7 protein-coding genes are annotated in these 17,689 nt (G+C 75.1%); 6 read left to right on the forward strand and 1 reads right to left on the reverse strand.

Annotated features, from left to right (window positions below; translation table 11 throughout):
* Positions 1-311 precede the first annotated feature (311 nt).
* Positions 312-839 carry a COG1361 family protein gene (locus HW837_RS39485; RefSeq protein WP_193381660.1) on the reverse strand — a complete coding sequence of 176 codons (528 nt, stop codon included), beginning with the start codon at positions 837-839 and terminating at the stop codon, positions 312-314.
* Between the two features lie 443 nt (positions 840-1,282).
* Here HW837_RS39485 and HW837_RS39490 point away from each other — a divergent pair, with 443 nt between their 5' ends.
* The 6 genes from HW837_RS39490 (at position 1,283) to HW837_RS39515 (ending at position 17,621) form a co-directional block, all read left to right on the forward strand.
* Entirely contained in the window at positions 1,283-4,231 is a 2,949-nt protein-coding gene (locus HW837_RS39490; RefSeq protein ID WP_313895649.1) for a M4 family metallopeptidase, read from the forward strand.
* A gap of 375 nt (positions 4,232-4,606) precedes the next feature.
* Positions 4,607-5,473 carry a DUF4132 domain-containing protein gene (locus tag HW837_RS39495; RefSeq protein ID WP_045561806.1) on the forward strand — a complete coding sequence of 289 codons (867 nt, stop codon included), beginning with the start codon at positions 4,607-4,609 and terminating at the stop codon, positions 5,471-5,473.
* Positions 5,470-10,383, forward strand: a complete 4,914-nt coding sequence (locus tag HW837_RS39500; RefSeq protein WP_193381659.1) for a DNA-binding protein — start codon at positions 5,470-5,472, stop codon at positions 10,381-10,383. Before HW837_RS39495 ends, HW837_RS39500 begins: the two co-directional genes overlap by 4 nt.
* A 193-nt stretch (positions 10,384-10,576) precedes the next feature.
* Positions 10,577-11,737 carry an ATP-binding protein gene (locus HW837_RS39505; RefSeq protein ID WP_045561804.1) on the forward strand — a complete coding sequence of 387 codons (1,161 nt, stop codon included), beginning with the start codon at positions 10,577-10,579 and terminating at the stop codon, positions 11,735-11,737.
* Entirely contained in the window at positions 11,734-15,600 is a 3,867-nt protein-coding gene (locus tag HW837_RS39510) for a DUF5682 family protein (RefSeq protein WP_193381658.1), read from the forward strand. The genes HW837_RS39505 and HW837_RS39510 overlap by 4 nt, the downstream gene beginning before the upstream one ends.
* A complete protein-coding gene (locus tag HW837_RS39515) occupies positions 15,597-17,621 on the forward strand; it encodes a hypothetical protein (protein ID WP_193381657.1) in 2,025 nt (674 codons plus the stop codon). Before HW837_RS39510 ends, HW837_RS39515 begins: the two co-directional genes overlap by 4 nt.
* Positions 17,622-17,689 lie beyond the last annotated feature (68 nt).

Below are 17,689 nucleotides of genomic sequence, written 5' to 3' on the forward strand. Positions count from 1 at the left end.
CGACGCATCCGTCGCGTCACATAGTGGTGTCTGTGTGTGGCTTTCGTGGTCATGCTGCGAAACATGACGGAAAAGTGCAGGTGTCCAACTGGGCGAACCTGGAACCGAATTGAACGTTTTCTCATCCACCCCCGAAGGGGACCCGCAGCGACCGCGAGGGCCCGGAGCGCTGGTCCGGGCCCTGCGGGGTGCGTCGGTGAACCGTTCGGACCCGTCCGACCGTTCGCCAGTGGTTCAGACCATGACGGAAGCCTGATCGCAGATCATTTCAGGTCACTCCCGTCACGACCGCCCACCTCGTCGACGGGCCGTCAGGCGCAGAGCACCCGGGTCTCGGGGGTGAACACCGGACCGCCGCTGACGCTGGTGCTGTCGCTGAACTCGGAGTAGTAGTACGAGTAGAAGCCGATGTTCCCGTTGCAGCCCGAGTCGCCGGCGACCTGGAGCGTCAGCGTGACGGTACGGCTCTGACCGGGCGGGATCGTGGCGCCGTAGTTGGCGCCCAGGTTGGCGGGGCCGGTCCCGGAGCAGGGGGCGGCGCCGGCGGCCGTGGCGAGGCTGCAACCGGTGAAGGAGTACTTGAGGTCGGGGCGCTGGTTGGTCAGCCAGGTGGGCTCGATGGTCTGGTACACGAACCAGACGTCGTAGGTGTGGTTGTTCTTGATCGTCATCGACAGGTTGACCGTGCCGCCGGGCGTGGTGGTGGCGCTGTCGGTGGCGAACGTCAGGTCGGCGGATGCCGCGGGCGCCGCGCTCGCGCCGGGGGCCATGCCGAACACGGCGAGGGCGAGGGCCAGTACGGCACCGAGGCCGAAGCGTCTCATCAGTGGTGATCGCATGGGCCGGGAGGCTAGGCATCCGACCGCCGCGAAGTCTGCCCCGACGAGCGGCGGCCGACCGCCGCCCGGCCAAAAGTGTGCGCAGGGTGAAGGCGATGCGGTGGACCCGTGACGGCGACCCGCAGGCCCGCGTCAGCGCACGGTAACCGCGATGTGACAGGGGGTGCGGGCGGTGTAGTGACGGCACGCGCTGGCCACCACACGGAGGGGACGGCATTGGCGCGTATCGCACCTCGCGGCCCGCTCCCCCGCCACCGCGCGGTGCGCGAGATCTCGGCCATCCGCCGATTTCCGGCCCCCGGTCCCTCCGCCGGCGGTCACGGGGCCGGAAGTCATCTGTGGAAACCGCCGCCCCGTTGATGAGTCGGAGCATCGCCTGTTCCATGGCCGTGCCCGGCGGTCGACCACCGCCGGTTTCCGATTCTTGGGGAAATGGGGGCACCGTGGGCCGTTCCAGAGCGAGTTCGGAGAGACGGTCGGGGTTACCGGGGGCACGCAGGTACGGCAGGCCGGGTGCGGCGGCGCTGATCGGCGTCGCCGCACTCGTCGTGTCGGCCGTGCCGGCCGCGCCGGCCGGCGCGGCGACGGGGGCGACGGCACCGCCACCGAGCCCGGGAGAGCTGATACCGGGGCAGCGGACGGCGACACCGGCACTGGTGGAGGGCCTTGAGGAGCGGGCCCCGGACGCCCCGAACGCGGTGGCCGCGGCCCGCGCCCACCTCGCCGAACAGGAGGACCGCTACCGGATCGCGGATCCGGGGCGCGACCTCGAGGCGGCGGGCACCCTCACGACGGGTGACGGGCACGAGATCGTACGGCTGCGGCAGGAGCACCGCGGGGTGCCGGTGCTGGGCGGCCAGTACGTCGTCCGCATGGAGAAGCGGGACGGCGAACGGGTCGTCACCGGCACGTCCGGCAGGTACTTCACGGGTCTGCGGGCCGACACCGCCGCCCCCGCGGTGGACGACGCGCTCGCCGTCGAACGGGCCGTCGACGCCGTACTGACCGAGCTGCGTGAGCGGGACTTCACCGCGTACGGGGAAAACGGCGGGGAGAGCGGCGAGGACAGCGGCGAGGAGGGCAGCGCGGAGGCCCTGCATCCGCTCACCGGCACCTCGAACGGCCTGGTCGTCCTGCCCGCCGGCACCGGTGTGCTGACCCGGCACATCACCGTCCGGGGCGAGAGCCCGGTGGGCGGAGAGCCGGTGCTGCGCGAGGTCTACGTCGACGCCGACGCCGGGTATCCGGTCCTGCAGTACAGCGGGATCAGGACGTTCGGCGCGCCCGGGGCGACCTCCGGACCGGACGCGGTGCCGAAGGCGGAGGGTCGGTCCTCGGGGCGGGCCGTCGCGGCCGGACGGCTCTCCGGGCGGGCCGCCGCGGCGGGCTCCGGCGTCAGGCTGGACGGTCGGACCGTGGCCCTGGAGGTCACCCTCGACGAGGTCCGTGGCACGCACGTCCTGCACGACACCTCCCGGGTCGACGAGGAGACCGGGCGTCCCGTCCTCACGACCTGGGACGCGCGCGGCAGACAGGTCACCGACGTGGCGGGCGCCTGGCCCCCGGACCTGGCGCAGTTCGCCTCGCCCACCGCCGACTTCGGGACGGAGGCGACCGAGGCGGGCGCGGTGGACGCGCACTGGGCCGCCGGGCAGGTCTTCGACTGGTTCAAGGGCAGGCACGGCCGGAACAGCCTCGACGGGCGCGGCATGTCGGTCGACTCCCTGGTGGGCGTGACGAACTACGGGGAGCCGTACGTCAACGCCTTCTGGGACGGCACGAAGATGGTGTACGGCACCGGCGACGCCGAGTATCGGCCGCTCTCCGCCGGGCTGGACGTCGTCGGGCACGAGATGACCCACGGCGTCGTCGACCACTCGGCCGACCTCGTCTACGCCGGCCAGTCCGGCGCCCTGAACGAGGCGATCGCGGACTACTTCGGCAACGCCATCGAGACGGACGTGTACGGCGTGCCCATGGACGACCCGGACGCCGGGCTCCTGGGCGAGCGGCTGTGCCGTACCAAGGCGCCCGCCGAGTGCGCGGTGCGCGACCTGAACGACGGGCGGACCACGGCCAAGTCCTTCCTCGGGGTCGGATTCGGCACGGACAACGGCGGTGTCCACCTCAACTCCACCATCTTCTCCGGGGCGTTGTGGGACATCCGCGAGGACCTCGGCGCCACGCTGGCCGACCGGGTCGTGTACAAGGCGCTCACCGAGTACCTCACTCCGCTCGACGGGTTCACCCAGGGCCGGGACGCGGTGGTCGCCGCCGCCAGGGCCCTCGGCGTGCAGGGGCAGGACCTCACCGCGGTGCAGCGGGCCTTCAACGCCCATGGCATCGTGGCCAACTGGGAGCTCGCCCTGGGCGTCGACTCCGATCCGCTGCTGGAGCGCGTCAACACCACCGACTCCCGCCTGGGCGCGGGCGGTGACTGGTGGGTGGCCTCGCAGTCGAACGAGTCGGGCACCGAGGCGTACTCGGTGTGGGCCGGGCGCACCGACGGTTCCGGCCGGCTGAAGCTGATGAGTCCCAACGACGGCCGCTACCACGTCGATCCGGCGACGGACGGCAGGACGGTGGTGTGGACGGCCTACGGCTCCGGCCCCGTGGAGGTCCTCGCCCGGCCGATCGCGGGCGGTCCCGTCCGCAAGCTGTGGTCCGGCCGGGGTGTGGGCTCCTCGATCGACGTCGAGGGCGACACCGTGACCTTCGAGCACCACAACCACGGCGGGCGCCGGGGCGTGACGTATCTGAGTCTGAAGGACCCGGCGGCCAAGGTCTCCATCGGCGGCGGCACCTACCGCCGGGCGTCCTTCCCTTCGCTGAGCGACGGACGGGTCGTCTACCAGGACTACCGGCGCGTACGGACGTCGTACGCGTACTCCACGCGGATCATCGACGTCGCGACCGGTGAGGACACGCTGCTGCACGGGTCGGAGGCGACCACGAGCCTCGGCCCGACCGCCGTGAACGGCCGGTACGCCTACTGGCTCGCCAACGAGGTCCGGGGCGACGGCAGGACACTGCTGAGGCGCTCCGCCCTGGACGGTTCCGGTGTGGTGGACCTGAGCCCGGAGAGCGGCCCGACCTCCCTGAACGTCTCCGACGTGACGGCGTCCGAGGACACGGTCACCGCGACGGCCCGCACCGGCGACACCGCGATCCGCAACGAGTCCCTGGCCAAGCTCTGGCAGTTCCCCGGTGACACGGGACGGCGCGCCCGCGTCTCGTGCAACCGCGGCGAGCAGTTGTCCGCCGCTGCGGCCGCCGGCACCCGGGTGGTCTGGCTCGACTCCACCACCGGTGTCAGCGACGTGGTGACGCGCGCCCGCCCGGCCGGAAGCTGCGGGGCCGCGGCGCGTTCGGCCGGGGCGACGACGCGCTAGGGGGATCAGTCCGAGGCGGACAGGGGCGGTGCCGGGCCGGCCGGCGGGCGGGCACGTGTCACTGCGGAGGGTGAGCGCCGCGCCGGCGCGGGGCCGCCTACGGCGACTGGCCGGTAATACGTACTCCGGTTACGTAGGTCTACGGATGCGCCGCCCCTGTTCGCTTCGATTGGCTTGCCGGACGCCGGAGGGGTCGTCCCGCGTGCCCGCCGTGCCGTCGGGGTTCCCGACGTGCCGGAGGGGGCTTCGTGGGGAGGCGCCGGACCGATTGTCAGTGGCTGCCGCTAGCGTTCCGCACATGGTCGCACTTGGGCCGGGATTCCCCGGCTGAACTGTGCTTTCTTCGTGTGGATCTGACGCTAGGGGCTGGGGTTAGTGGGTTGGCTGTCGGCGGGCGACGGGTACGAAGTCGCTCTTGTGGAGGGGCGGGTGGCCGCTCGGGCCACCTCGGGCAGGGCTGCGGGGCGGCAGTTGAAGTCGCTGCCGAAGGCGCTGAAGGACCACCCCGAGGTGGACCGGCTGCGCCGGTTCGCCGAGTGGCTGGATCGGCACGCGACGGCGTGCGTCGAACAGGTGGACGCCTGGATGGTGTCGTCACTGCCCGTGCCCACCGGTCTGCTGGCCCGGGTGTGGCCGGACGAGGCGTGGCAGGCCGCGCTGCGCGACCTCGCGGTGGTCGGTGACGACCCGGACGAGGTCGGCTTCCTGCGGGGCGCCACGGACGCCGGCGAACTGCGGGTGGTGAACCTGGACGGTGAGACGGTCCGCCTCTCCCCGCGCACGGTGACGCTGCCGCACCCGGTTCTGCTGCCGGACCTGGACGACATCCGGGAGTTCGCGGCGGAGCTCGGCATCGTCCAGCGCGTCGAGCAGATACACCGGGCCACCTGGCGGCGACCGGACGACCTGGCCGCCAAGGCCACCCAGGTGCGGGAGTTCACCGGCGGCCAGTACCGCTCCCGCTTCGCTCTCGCCGCGCGCGCCACCTCCCTGGGGTACCGCGTCTCCGGCGGTCATGCCACCGCCCGGGTCCGGGACGGCGGGCGCACCGTCGAGGCCTGCGTGTGGATCGGAGAACCGTACTGGGACGACGAGGTGGAGACCGGCGGTCTCACCTGGCAGGACCAGGACGGCCGCGCCCTGCCGCTCGGCGAGGTGGGCCCGGTGGCGTGGTCGGAGGGAATGCGGATGGCCGCGGCGCTGTACGCCGGGCGCGTGATCGAGGAAGGCAAGGACGCATGAGCGGGGGGACGCGGGTGTCGTACGAGGACGTGCTGGCAGCGGGCGGGGTGCTGCCGCCGGACACCGAGGACGCCGGGGAGCGGGCGGTGCCGCTGACCGCGCGGACGTATCGTCATCCGGGCCTGGAGGACCGGGTGGTGGTGCGGCTGGTCGCCGGGGAGCTGGGCGCGGCGGAGGATCTGGCCGCCGGGTTCCTCGGCCTGGAGCAGGACGCGGAACCGGCCGTCGTGGGGCTGGGACTGCGGCAGTCGCTGGGCTTCCCCGAGTGGGTGCTGGTGCACCACCCGGCGGACGGGCACCACGCGCTGGGCATCGTGCCGGACCTGGAGCGGGCCGCACGGCAGGCGAAGTCGAAGCCCAAGACGGCCATGGACGCCTATCTGGAGCTGGGCGAGCGGCTGGCGGCGTCGGTGCCGCACTTCCTGCCGACCTTCTTCGAGCAGGCCGGCCGGGTGTTCCTCGCGGAGGAGAACGCCACGTACGCGGCCCAGTTGTTCACCCGCGCCCGCAAGGCCGAGGCGGAGCACGGGCTGGTCGTGGAGGAGGACCGGCTGGACGCCGTGTTCCTGGAGTTCGCGCTGGCCGGGGCGCTCCCGGTGAAGGTGCTGTCGGCGTACGCGAAGGAGCTGGCCGCGCGGGTCCCGGCCGAGGAGGCGCTCGGGCGTTTCACCAAGCTGTGCCTGCGCCGCACGGCGGGCGGTCTGCCGCCCTCGGCGCAGATGGCGAACGACCTGCGGCGGCTGGCACGGGCGGCAGGCCGGGACGCGGGTCTGACCGAGCAGGACTATCTGGCCGAGCTGCTGGCCCTGCCGTCCACGGCACGTGCCGCCGCGGGCTGGTGGAAGGGGCACCGTGCGGCGTTGGTGGCGCTGGCGGCACGGGCGCCCGAGGTGCGGGGCACCCTGCTGGACATGCTTCCCGCGTCCCACGACGACGAGACGCCCGCGATGTGGCTGGACATGCTGGAGGCGTCCGGCGCCACGGCCGGGCTGTGGGACGACTCCCTGCCCGAGAATCAGCGTCCGCACGACGGCACGGCGGGCTGGCTGGAGCGCTTCCTCACCTACCGGGAGCGGGCCCGGTCCTGGCGCGGCTCCACCCGGATGCCCGAGATGTATCCGCTGGTCGAGCGGACGGCGGACCGGCTCCGCGCCGAACTGGCCACCGCCGGACGTGAGTTGAGGGTCACGCACGACGTCGATCTGATGGATCTGCTGCTGTCCCTGGACGTGCCCGTGGCCGCCCCGATGAAGGACGGGTCGCTGCCGCTGGAGCAGTGGGCCCCGGGCGAGGGACACCGCGAGCTGCTGTCGCTGGCCGCCGACGCCCGCTTCCACGAGGCGTTCCGCCGCGGCGCGGACCGGTTCGGCGACGACGACTCGGGGCGACGCGCCATCCGGGTGCTGGCCGCCTCGCCGGGCGGGCGACCGCTGCTGGCCGAGTGGGTGCGCGGGGTCGTCCGGCGGTTCGCCGCCGTGGGTCTGCCCCAGCTGCCCGACGCGCTCACCCGTCTGAAGTGGCTGCCGGCCGAGGCGCTGGCGCTCGCCGAGGACGAGGTGCGCTCCGCCGTCTCCACCGACCTGGCCCCGGTGCTCACGCGCACCCTGCGCGCCGGCCTCTTCGACGAACTCGGCTGGCCCGCCTGGGAGGACGCGACCGCCACGCTCGTCCCGAAGGACGACGTCGAGGACATCATCGTCGCCGACGCCTGGCCGCACCTCGTCGTGGCGGGCGCCGCCCAGGCCCGCGTGATCGGCGCGGAGGGCACCCTCCTCACCCACGACCTGCGCATCCCCGCGGACGACAAGTGGGGCGACCCGGGCTTCCACCACGTGGACGGCGAGCTGCTCGTCTACTGGCGGTCCCGCGACAGCGGCCTGCGCGGCTACTGGCACACCCGGGCCGACAGCCCCCAGAGCATGGAGGGCCCGGGCGGCACCCGGGGCACCGAGATGGACTGGTACAAGGCCGACCTGAGGCTCACCCTGCCCCTGCCGGGCGGCGGCCGGGCCACCGGCGCGGGTGTGCTGCACGCCGGGGACACCACGATCCCCGGCGAGCGGTGGCTGCTCTTCGACGGCGCCTCGTACTGGGTCTGGCACGCGGAGGGCGAGCGGGACACCCACGGGTTCTACGAGTACGACCCGGCGACGGACAAGCGCGGGCGCATGAGCATGCCCGCCTTCCTCGCCGACGCGCTGCGCGACGCCCCCGAGGGCAGCGTCTACGACAGCGGCTGGCTCGGCCCCTCCCCGACCGTCGGCCACGCACCGGCCTCGGCCCCCGTGGACGGCGTGGTCGGCATCCGCACGGTCCAACTGCCCGACGGCTCCTGGCGCTCCCAGGACCTCGCCGGACACACCGTCACCCTGCCCGCCGGCCGGGGCAGGCCGTCCGCGCTCGTCGTCTTCCCGGGCGACGACCGGGCCCGCGCCGTCGTCCGCAACGGCTGGCAGCTGGAGATCGTCGACCACGACGGCGTGGTCACCTCCGTCGCGAAGACGGACCGCACCCCGGGCATCTACGGCGAGGGCACCCTGCTGCTGCCTCCGGTGCAGTTCTGGGAGTGCATGACACCGCGCGACCCGGAGGGCTCCGCCGCGCTGCGCCGCATCGACGCGGCCACGTCGACGGCCCTGCTGGCCGCCGCCGCCCAGAAGGACAAGGACGCGCTGCCCGACGCGATCCGCGCGCTGCTGCCGGTCACGCACGACGCCCTCGTCGCGGGCATCGCCGGCGTCGTCCGCCACGCCGCCGGCCAGCAGGCCGTCCTCGACGCCGCGGCGGCCCGGCTCACCCGGGCGCTCGACGAGGGAGTGGACGAGCCGGCGGGGCCCGCGGGCCCCGCCGACACCGTCCTCCAGGGCGCGCTGAGCGGCCTCGGCCAGCCGGCGAACCACTGGTGGAACCGCGACGAGGAGGCCGACACCGTCTTCCGTTCGCTGCGTACGCTGAGCAGGGCCGCCGGACTCCTCCCCGCAGGCGCCGCCCCGAAGGCACCGGCCGTACGTCTCCACCTCGACGGGCCCGAACTGCCCACCGGGCAGCCGGATCTGTGGTCGCTCGCCGACCGCACGAGCGCCGTCGTCCTCCGCGCCACGGCCGCCACCACCTCGCCGGAGCACCGGGAGGCGCTGCGCACCCTGCTCGACCGGTTCGAGACGCTGGGGCTGGGGATCGGTGCCCATGCCGAGCGGTGGCGCGGAGTGATCGTGAGCCTGTCGGCCGACCAGCTGCGCACCACGTCGGGCGAGTGGCGATCGGGCTCGTGGAACGGTGTGCTGCCGCTGGGCGACGACGCCTTCCTCGCGATCGTGGGACGCCTGTCCCTGAACGACGACGGCGCCGTCTTCACCGCCTTCTTCCACGACCCGGCGGAACGCTTCGAGGTTCCCGAGCCGTACACGCTGCGCGAGTCCTGCCCGGTGACCGGGGCGAGGCACGCGGCCCGGCTCGGGGCGTTCCTCGCGGAGCTGGACGCGCGCGGACCCGCCCCCTGGTTCCCGGAGGCCGCCGAGGAGTTCGCGCGTCGCACCGGTGTCACCGAGACGATGTCCCGGCTGATCGTCGCAGGCCTTCCCCAGGTCGACGTCTACCAGCGCTCCTTCCTGTCCACGGAGGCCCGCGACGCCATCGGTGTGAAGCTGGCACCCGCCGCCGTCGCCAAGGACGAACTGCGCGGCGTCGACGGCGACATCCGCGCCGCGGTGGTGGCCGCGCTGCTGCCAGCCGACCCGGCCCGGCTGTGGACCGACGGGCCCGACGCGGCGGCCGCGGCCGAGGTCTGGAACAGCAAGGTGGGCAGGCGCACGGCCGTTCCCGAGGAGCTGCTCGCGGACGCGAACCGCGCCGTCAAGCACTCCCCGTGGGAGCTCCGCGGCGCCCTGCCCGCGCTGCTGCACCCGGCCGGTGAACCCCGGCTCACCCAGGACCTGGAATGGGCCGTCAAGGGCGACCGGGTCCGGCCCGTCGACGACGGCGCGGTCGGGTTCACGGCGGACACCCTCGTCGGCTCGGTCGGCCTGGCCGCCTGGCTCGCCCACCGGCTGCCCGCCGGCGACCCGCTGCGGGCCGCGCTGCCCGCCGCGCTCACCGCCGTGCGCGAGCGGCTCGCGCACCCCGGGCTCGTCCTGGACCTCGACAGGTACATCGGCCTGCCGCAGTTCCGCAAGACCGCGGGCACCCCGACCGAGGTCGGCGAGGGCTTCGAGCGGTACGGCGCCGTCATCCTGGCCACCCACGACGACCAGCCGTCGCCCGGCATCCGGGTGGCGCTGCTCGACGAGGCCGGCCACGACCCGTACCTGCCGGCGCTGCGCGTCGACGCCCAGCGGCCCTACGCCGCCGAGGTGGCGCTGCGCCTGGCCCGTTCCGCGCCGTACGCCGCGCTGTTGGCCGACCCGGGCGACCCCGTGGCGGGCGAGCGCGGCAAGGACGGCACCTGGTGGCCGCAGGACCCGAGCCGTTCGGTGCCCGAGCTGGTCACGGAGGTGGCGAAGGAGTACGGCATCGGTGAGGACGCCGCCACGCTCTATCTGATGCTGCTCGCCATGCCCGACCCGACGGACCGGACGACGGCCCGCTGGACGGGCTGGAAGCCGGCCCGACTCAAGGCGGCCCGCGCCGAACTGGCCGGGGGCGAGCTGGTGGTGGAGGCCAGCCGCGCCAGGGCCGGGCGTTCGCTCTTCCTGCCGGGCGCGTGGGTCGACCCGAAGGCCCCGCGGCTGCCGCTGGAGCGGTGGAAGCTGCCGCTGTTCGACAGCCTGATGACCGACGAGCACGCCACGTTCGGCGTGATCGTGCCGTCCGAACCGGCCGCCGAGCTGTACCGCAGGGCCTGGCAGCGGATCCAGGACGGCGACATGCCCCGGTTCGAGGAGCTGAAGGTACGGCGGGGCCGCCGCCGCTGAGCGGACGGCAGGGGCAGGGGGCGCCCGGACCGCGAGCAGTCGGTCCGGGCGCCCCGGCCACCGGGCACCCCCGGCCTCGCGTCACCCCGCGAGACCTGCACACGCCGCCTGCCTGCCGCCGCCTGACTCCTGACTCCTGACTCCTGACTTCTGACTTCTGACTGACCAACTGCCCTACTGAGCAAGGACGTTCATGACCCCGACCGACACGGCGACGGCCCTTCCGGCCCGGCAGATCCTGCCCGCCGAGGAGCGCCACGCCACCGAACTCGACTTCCTCGCCGCTCATGACGAGGGCCCGCGCCCGCCCGGCTGGCGCCTGACGCCACGTGCCGTGGTCACCTTCGTCTGCGGCAGCGGCGGCGAGGCGCTGAAGCTGCCCAAGCCGCACGAGACGCTGCCGGACAAGCTGGTGATCGCGCCCAAGTTCGTCGGCGAACGCGCCCTGGTCGAGCGGTGCGTGGTCACCCTCGCCGGTGAGCGCGGCCTGCTGCTCGTCGGCGAGCCCGGCACCGCCAAGTCGATGCTCTCCGAGCTGCTGTCGGCCGCCGTGTGCGGCACCAGCGCGCTCACCGTGCAGGGCACCGCCGGCACCACCGAGGACGCCTTCCGCTACGGCTGGAACTACGCCCTGCTGCTCGCCCAGGGCCCGACCCCGCAGGCGCTGGTCGACTCGCCGGTGCTCGGCGCGATGCGCTCCGGCCGGGTGGCGCGGGTCGAGGAGATCACCCGCTGTCTGCCCGAGGTGCAGGACGCGCTGGTGTCGATCCTGTCCGACCGCCGGGTGAGCGTGCCCGAGCTGTCCGGCACGGACGACGCCCAGGTCCCGGCCGCGCCCGGCTTCACGGTCATCGCCACGGCCAACCTGCGCGACCGGGGTGTCTCGGAGATGTCCGCCGCGCTCAAGCGCCGCTTCAACTTCGAGACCGTGCACCCCATCGCCGACGTCGAGGCCGAGACGGCGCTGGTCCGGCGGCAGGCGGAGGCGGCGGTGCAGCGGGCCGGCGCGGCCTTCGGCGTGGACGACGCGGTGCTCGACGTGCTGGTCACCGTCTTCCGTGATCTGCGCGCGGGGCGTTCCGCCGAGGGCTGGGACGTGGAGCGTCCGGGCACGGTGATGTCCACCGCCGAGGCGGTGTCGGTGGCTGCCTCGCTCGGGGTGGCCGCCGCCTATCTGCCCGGTGGGGACGCGCTCGACCTCGTCCCCGGGCACCTGCTGGGCGTGGTCCGCAAGGACGACCCGGCCGACCACGCCCGGCTGCTCGGCTACTGGGACGGCCCGGTGCGCCGTCGCGCCGAGGACGGCTCGGCGATGTGGCGCCGCCTCTGGGACCTGCGGGAGAACCTTCGGTGACGACCACTCAGGACCCGCGGGCCGCCGTCACGGCCCTCGCCGACTCGGCGGTGCCGTACCTGCTGGGGGTACGGCACCACAGCCCGGCCCTGGCCGCGGCCGTGCCCGCCCTGCTGGACGCCTCCGGCGCCGACGTCGTCTGCGTGGAGCTGCCGGCCGACTTCCAGCACTGGCTTCCCCATCTCGCCGCCCCGGGCACCCTGGCGCCGGTCGCCCTGGCCGGGGCGAGCGAGGGCGGCCGCCTCGGCTTCTATCCGTTCGCCGACTTCTCCCCCGAGCTCGCCGCCCTCCGCTGGGCCCGGGAGCGGGGCAAGGAAGTGGTGTGCTGCGACCTGCCGATGTCGCATCCGGCGTGGAGCGCGGACCGGGCGGAGATGGAACCGGCGGGCTCCGGGCCGACGGACGCGGACCGGGCGGAGATGAACCCGGCCGGCTCCGGGCCGACGGACGCGGACCGGGCGGAGACGGGCGCGGCCGGCTCCGGGCCGACGGACGCGGACCGGGCGGAGACGGGCGCGGACGCCCCGAGGTCGACGGCCCTCGTCTCACCGACCGCCTTCGCGGCGGCGCTCACCGCCGCCGGCACCGGTCGGGACGGTGACGACCTGTGGGACCGGTGCGTGGAGGTGCTCGCTCCCGGCTGCACGCCGGAGGCGATCCGTCGCGCGGCTCTCGGCGTGGGGTGGGCGTTGCGTCGCGACGCCGAGTCGGCGGGTGGTGTGCCGTCGGTCGACCTGGCCCGTGAGGCGCACATGCGCGACACGATCGCCCACGCCGCCGCGGGCGGACGCCGGGTCGCGGCCGTGATCGGCGCCTTCCACGCCCCGGCGCTGACGGACCCGGCCGACGGGGACACCGACCCGGCCGGGGCGCGGGGAGCGGGCCTCGTCGGGGAGCACCCGCCGGTCGTCACCTCGCTCGTCCCGTACGCCTTCGACCTGCTGGACTCCCGCTCCGGTTACCCGGCGGGCATCCGTGACCCGCGCTGGCAGCAGGCGGTGTTCACAGCCGGGGGCGACCCCGGGCAACTGCACGGCGCCGCCGCGCGGGCGATCACCGATGTGTGCCGGGAGCTGCGCGCGGCCGGGCACACCGCGGGCACGGGCGAGGCCACCGAGACCCTGCGGATGGCGGGCGACCTGGCCAGTATCCGGGGGCTCGCGGCCCCCGGCCGGGGCGAGGTCCTGGAGGCGCTGACGACGGTGATGGGGCAGGGCGAGCCGCTCGGCCGTGGTCGCGCCCTCGCCCGCGCGCTCGAAGTGGTGCTGGTCGGCACCGACCGGGGCCGGATCGCACCGGGCACCCCGCGTTCGGGTCTCGGCCCGTCCGTGGAAGCGGAACTGGCCGCGGTGCGGCTGCCCGGCCCGGAGGACCCCGCCTCGCGCGAACTCCGGCTCGACCCGCTGCGCTCCGCCCTCGACGGCCGCCGCGAGATCCTGCTCCAGCGTCTCGCGGTGTGCGGTGCGGGCTACGGCGAGTCCGTGGAGGTGGCCGGCACGGGCGACGGCACGGCGCTCACCACCCGATGGCGGGTGTCGTGGAGCCCGGCGGTGCCCGTCCGGCTCGACCTGGCCGGGATACGCGGGGTGACCGCGGCCCTGGCCGCCGAGGGCACGCTGCGGGAGACCTTCCGGCGGGAGTCGGCGGACGGCGGGCCCACCTGTGCCCTGGTCCTCGCCGGGCTCCGGGCGGCGGCCCGCTGCGACCTGCCCGCACTGGTCGCCGACCGGCTGGCGGACGCCGCCGCCGTGCTCCCGGCCGCCGCCACCCTGCCCGAACTGCTCGAAGCGCTCGACCTGTTGGAGGCGTTGCGCCGGGGCCATCTGCCCGGCACCACACCCGAGGGCAGGTCGTCGGCCGCCGACCTGGCCGTGGACCTCCTGGAGGCGGCGGTCCGCGCGCTGCCCGGTCTCGCGGGCAGCGACGAGCCGGAGGACGCGGCCGCGCTCGTCGCGCTCGCCTCCCGGGCCGGTGAACACCGCCTCGGTCTGCGCATGGACGACGCCCTGGGTACGCTCGCCCTCTCCGGTTCCCCGCTGATCCAGGGCGCCGCCCTCGCCGCCCGGGTCCTGCTCGACCTGGACGGCGCCGACACCGTCGGGGCGCGTGCGGCCGGGTGGATCGACACGGCCACCGGTCCCGACAGCCGCCTCGGTCTCGCCCGTCGCCTCACCGGTCTGCTCAGCGGCGCGGCCCCGCTGCTGCAGTCCGCGCCGACCGCGCTGGACCCGCTGCTCGACCGCATCGACACGCTGACGGACCAGGGGTTCCTGGACCGGCTGCCCGCCCTGCGCGGCGGCTTCGACACGCTCACCCCGGCCGGTCGCGACCGGCTGCTCGGTACGGTCACCGAACGCCTCGGCGACCGCCTCGATCTGTCCCTCACCGCCTCCCCGGAGCTCCTCGCGCTGTGGACGGCGGCGGACACGGCGGGCCTGACCGCGGTCGACTCCCTCCGGCTGTCGCTCGGCACGGCACCGGCGGAGTCCCCCGAGGCCAACGCCACCGCACGGCCCCCGGCACCCGAGGACGGACCGCGGGCCACCACCGCTCTCCCGGTCACCCGGACGGCACCCGAGGCCGGGCCTCAGGCCTCGACCGCCCTCCCGGTCACCCGGACGGCACCCGGGGCCGCGGGACGGGCCGACACCACCCGCGCCCGGTCCGCGACCGAGGCCACCCGCGCTCCCGTGCCCGCCGCCACGCCCCACTCCGACGGCCGGGCGCCGGTCTCCCTGCTCCACCTCTCCCCCACCGACCGCTGGCGGCTGCTCCTCGGGCGGGAGAGCGAGAAGCTCCCGCAGGACGCCCGGCGATACGCACACGCCCTGGACGAGTTGTACGGCACCGGCCGGGGCGAGGGTTCCTCGGACCTCGGCCGGGGCGCCCCGGGTCAGGGCGGGAGTCAGGACGCGTCCTTCCCCACGGCCCGGGAGTGGGGCGAGGAACTGGACGCCCTGTTCGGCGCCGAGGTCCGCGAGGAGGTGCTGGCCCGGGCCGCCGACCGGGGCCGTACGGACGTACTGGCCGAGCTGGACCCCGAGGCCGTCCGCCCCTCGGTCGATCTGCTGACCTCCGTGCTGAACCTCGCCGGCGGCATGCCCGAACAGCAACTGGCCAGACTGCGCCCGCTGGTACGGCGGCTGGTCGACGAACTGGCCAAGGAGCTCGCCACCCGGATGCGCCCCGCGCTCACCGGCCTGGCCACCCCGCGGCCGACCCGTCGCCCCGGCGGCCGGCTCGACCTGCCGCGCACCCTGCGGGCCAACCTGGCGAGCACCCACCGTACGGCGGACGGCCGGACCATGGTCGTACCGGAGCGGCCGGTGTTCAGCACCCGGTCCCGCAAGGAGGCGGACTGGCGGCTGATCCTGGTCGTCGACGTGTCCGGGTCGATGGAGGCCTCCGTCATCTGGTCGGCGCTGACCGCTGCCGTCCTGGGCGGCGTGCCCACGCTGTCGACGCACTTCCTGGCGTTCTCGACCGAGGTGATCGACCTGACCGACCGGGTGGACGACCCCTTGTCGCTGCTGCTGGAGGTCCGGGTCGGCGGCGGCACGCACATCGCGGCGGGGCTCGCGCACGCCCGTTCCCTGGTGACCGTGCCCAGCCGGACCCTCGTGGTCGTCGTGAGCGACTTCGAGGAGGGCTACTCGCTGGGCGGACTCCTCGGCGAGGTACGGGCCCTCGCGAGTTCCGGGGTGCACCTGATGGGCTGTGCAGCCCTCGACGACACGGGCACGCCCCGCTACTCGGTGCCCGTCGCCCAGCAGCTCGTCGCGGCCGGCATGCCGGTCGCCGCCCTCAGTCCCCTCGCCCTCGCCCGCTGGGTGGGGGACCGCCTCCGCGGAGAGAACCGATGAACGCCGAACTGCCCCCGGTGGCACCCGACGTGGTGGCCGCCGCCGTCGAGAGCCTCACCTCCCGGCTGCGCAAGAAGCTGGACGCCGCGGTCGAGACGTACGCGGCCCTGCCCGTCACGGTCGACGGCGGTGCCGTGCGCGTCCGGTGCGGCGAGGACGCCGAGGTCACGCTGACGCCCGGACCCTCGGGCGCGGTGACCGACGCCGAGCGGGCGGTGTGCGGATGCCTGCTCGCACCCCGCTGTCTGCACCGCGCCGCCGTCCTGAGCGCCTGCCCGGTGGCCGACGCCGAGGCCATGCCCGCGACCGCGACCGAGCCGGAGGCCGGTCCGTCCGGCACGGTGGGCGAAGCCGTTTCGGCGGCGGGTGACGGTCCCGTCCCGTCCGGAGCCGACGGCTCCGCCCCGGGCACCACCACCGCCGCCGGCGCGACAGCACCGGCCGGGGCCGACGGCGGCAGCGGCGACACCGGCAGCGCGGGTATCAGCGACACCACCGGCCCCGCCAACCCCACCGGCAAGACCGGAGGCCTCGGCGACGGCGGCAAGGCGCCCACCCCCGCCCAGGTCGCCGCCGCGGCCGGTCTCTGGGCGGCCACCGCGGCCGTGCTCGCCGCCGGAGTCCCGGCGGCGGGAGCCGTGCCGCAGGCGGAGTTGCTGCGGGCCGCGCACACCGCCCGGCTCGCCGGACTGCACCGCGCCGAGGCGGCGGCCCTGCGGGTCGTACGCGGACTGCGTGGGGCCCGCGCCCGGCACGACGGCCACCGGCTGGCCGACCTCGTCGCCGGCGTGCGCGAACTGCTGCTCACCACCGGCCAGTTGTCGGCGGCCGACCCCGACCCCGCCCTCGTCGGCACGGCGCGGCGCGCCTACCGGCCGGGCGGGAGTCTGCGGGTGCACGGGGTGTGCCGGGAACCGGTGATCTCGGCCACCGGGTACGGCGGTGTCGTCACCCATCTCGTCTCCGACGACGGGAGCTGGTACTCGATCGCCGACGTCAAGCCGGGCGGTCCGGCCCGTGCCAAGGGTGCCGCCCGGGCCCCGGTCGCCCTCGGCTCCGGGACCCTCGACCACGCTCAGCTCTCCCGTGGCGGACTGCTGATCTCCGGCGCCACCGTCTCGCCGGACGGCCGCCTCGGCTCCGGCAAGGGCGTGCGCGCCACTCCGCTCGCCGGTCTCTCCTGGACGTCGGGCCCGCTCGCCGCCCTGTTCGCACGTCCCCTGGCGGAGGCGGTCGCGGAACGGCTCATGAGCGGCCCCGGCGCCGACCCCGAGCAGGTGCAGCAGGAGGCGCGCAGACCGATCGGCTGCGACCTCGTCCTCGTCGGCGCGGCGGGCGACCATCTGTACGCCCGCGAGGTGTCCGGTACCGGGGAGTCGGCCGAGGGCGGTCTCCTCGTCCGGCTGACCCCGGCGGGCGGCCACCCCGATCTGGCCCACACCGCCAACTTCCGTCAGCTGGCCGCCCGTCCCGGGCTGCGGATACGGGTGCTCGGACGCCTGGAACCCGATCGGGCCGCGACCCTCCGCCCGCTCGCGATCGGCCCGGTCCCTGGTACGGAGGCGACCCTGCGGCTCCCGGACGAGTGGCAGGGCCACGCCGACATGGGCTACGACCGCCTCCAGGGCGCGCACTTCCCGCCGCCGGACGCCCTGCCGGCGGTCGACGGTCCCGGCGGGGTTCCGGCCGACCCGCTCGCCGAGGCGCCGCTGTGGCGGCTGCGCCGACTGGTCGAGGTCGCCGTCTCCGGAGGCCGCCGCGCGGTCGCCGAGCCGGCTCGGGACGGGGACCGCGACGGAGGGGGCGCGGCCCTGCGCCGCAGCGGGTTCCGGGCCGGTGCCGACCTGGCGGCCGCGCTCGCCACGGAGGCGGACCGCCGCTCCCGGGACGTCTTCGGCCGCATCACCGACCCCGACCCGGACCGCTACGCCCGCGCGTGGCTGGCCACCGCGATCTACCTGACCGGTACCGAACGCGCCCTGATCCAGTCCACATGGCGGCACCCGTCGCACACCGCCTGAACACGACCGGCGACGGTCGCACATCGCCTCGACACACCCCGCCCACGACCGGCCCGCCCGGCACCGCT

Source organism: Streptomyces caniscabiei (assembly GCF_014930365.1).
GTDB lineage: Bacteria > Actinomycetota > Actinomycetes > Streptomycetales > Streptomycetaceae > Streptomyces > Streptomyces caniscabiei.

Bases quoted from the DNA above. Each gene is read 5' to 3' on its own strand.
- HW837_RS39485 (WP_193381660.1), bottom strand. From the start codon at position 839: ATGCGATCACCACTGATGAGACGCTTCGGCCTCGGTGCCGTACTGGCC.
- HW837_RS39500 (WP_193381659.1), top strand. From the start codon at position 5,470: ATGAGCGGGGGGACGCGGGTGTCGTACGAGGACGTGCTGGCAGCGGGC.
- HW837_RS39505 (WP_045561804.1), top strand. From the start codon at position 10,577: ATGACCCCGACCGACACGGCGACGGCCCTTCCGGCCCGGCAGATCCTG.
- HW837_RS39515 (WP_193381657.1), top strand. From the start codon at position 15,597: ATGAACGCCGAACTGCCCCCGGTGGCACCCGACGTGGTGGCCGCCGCC.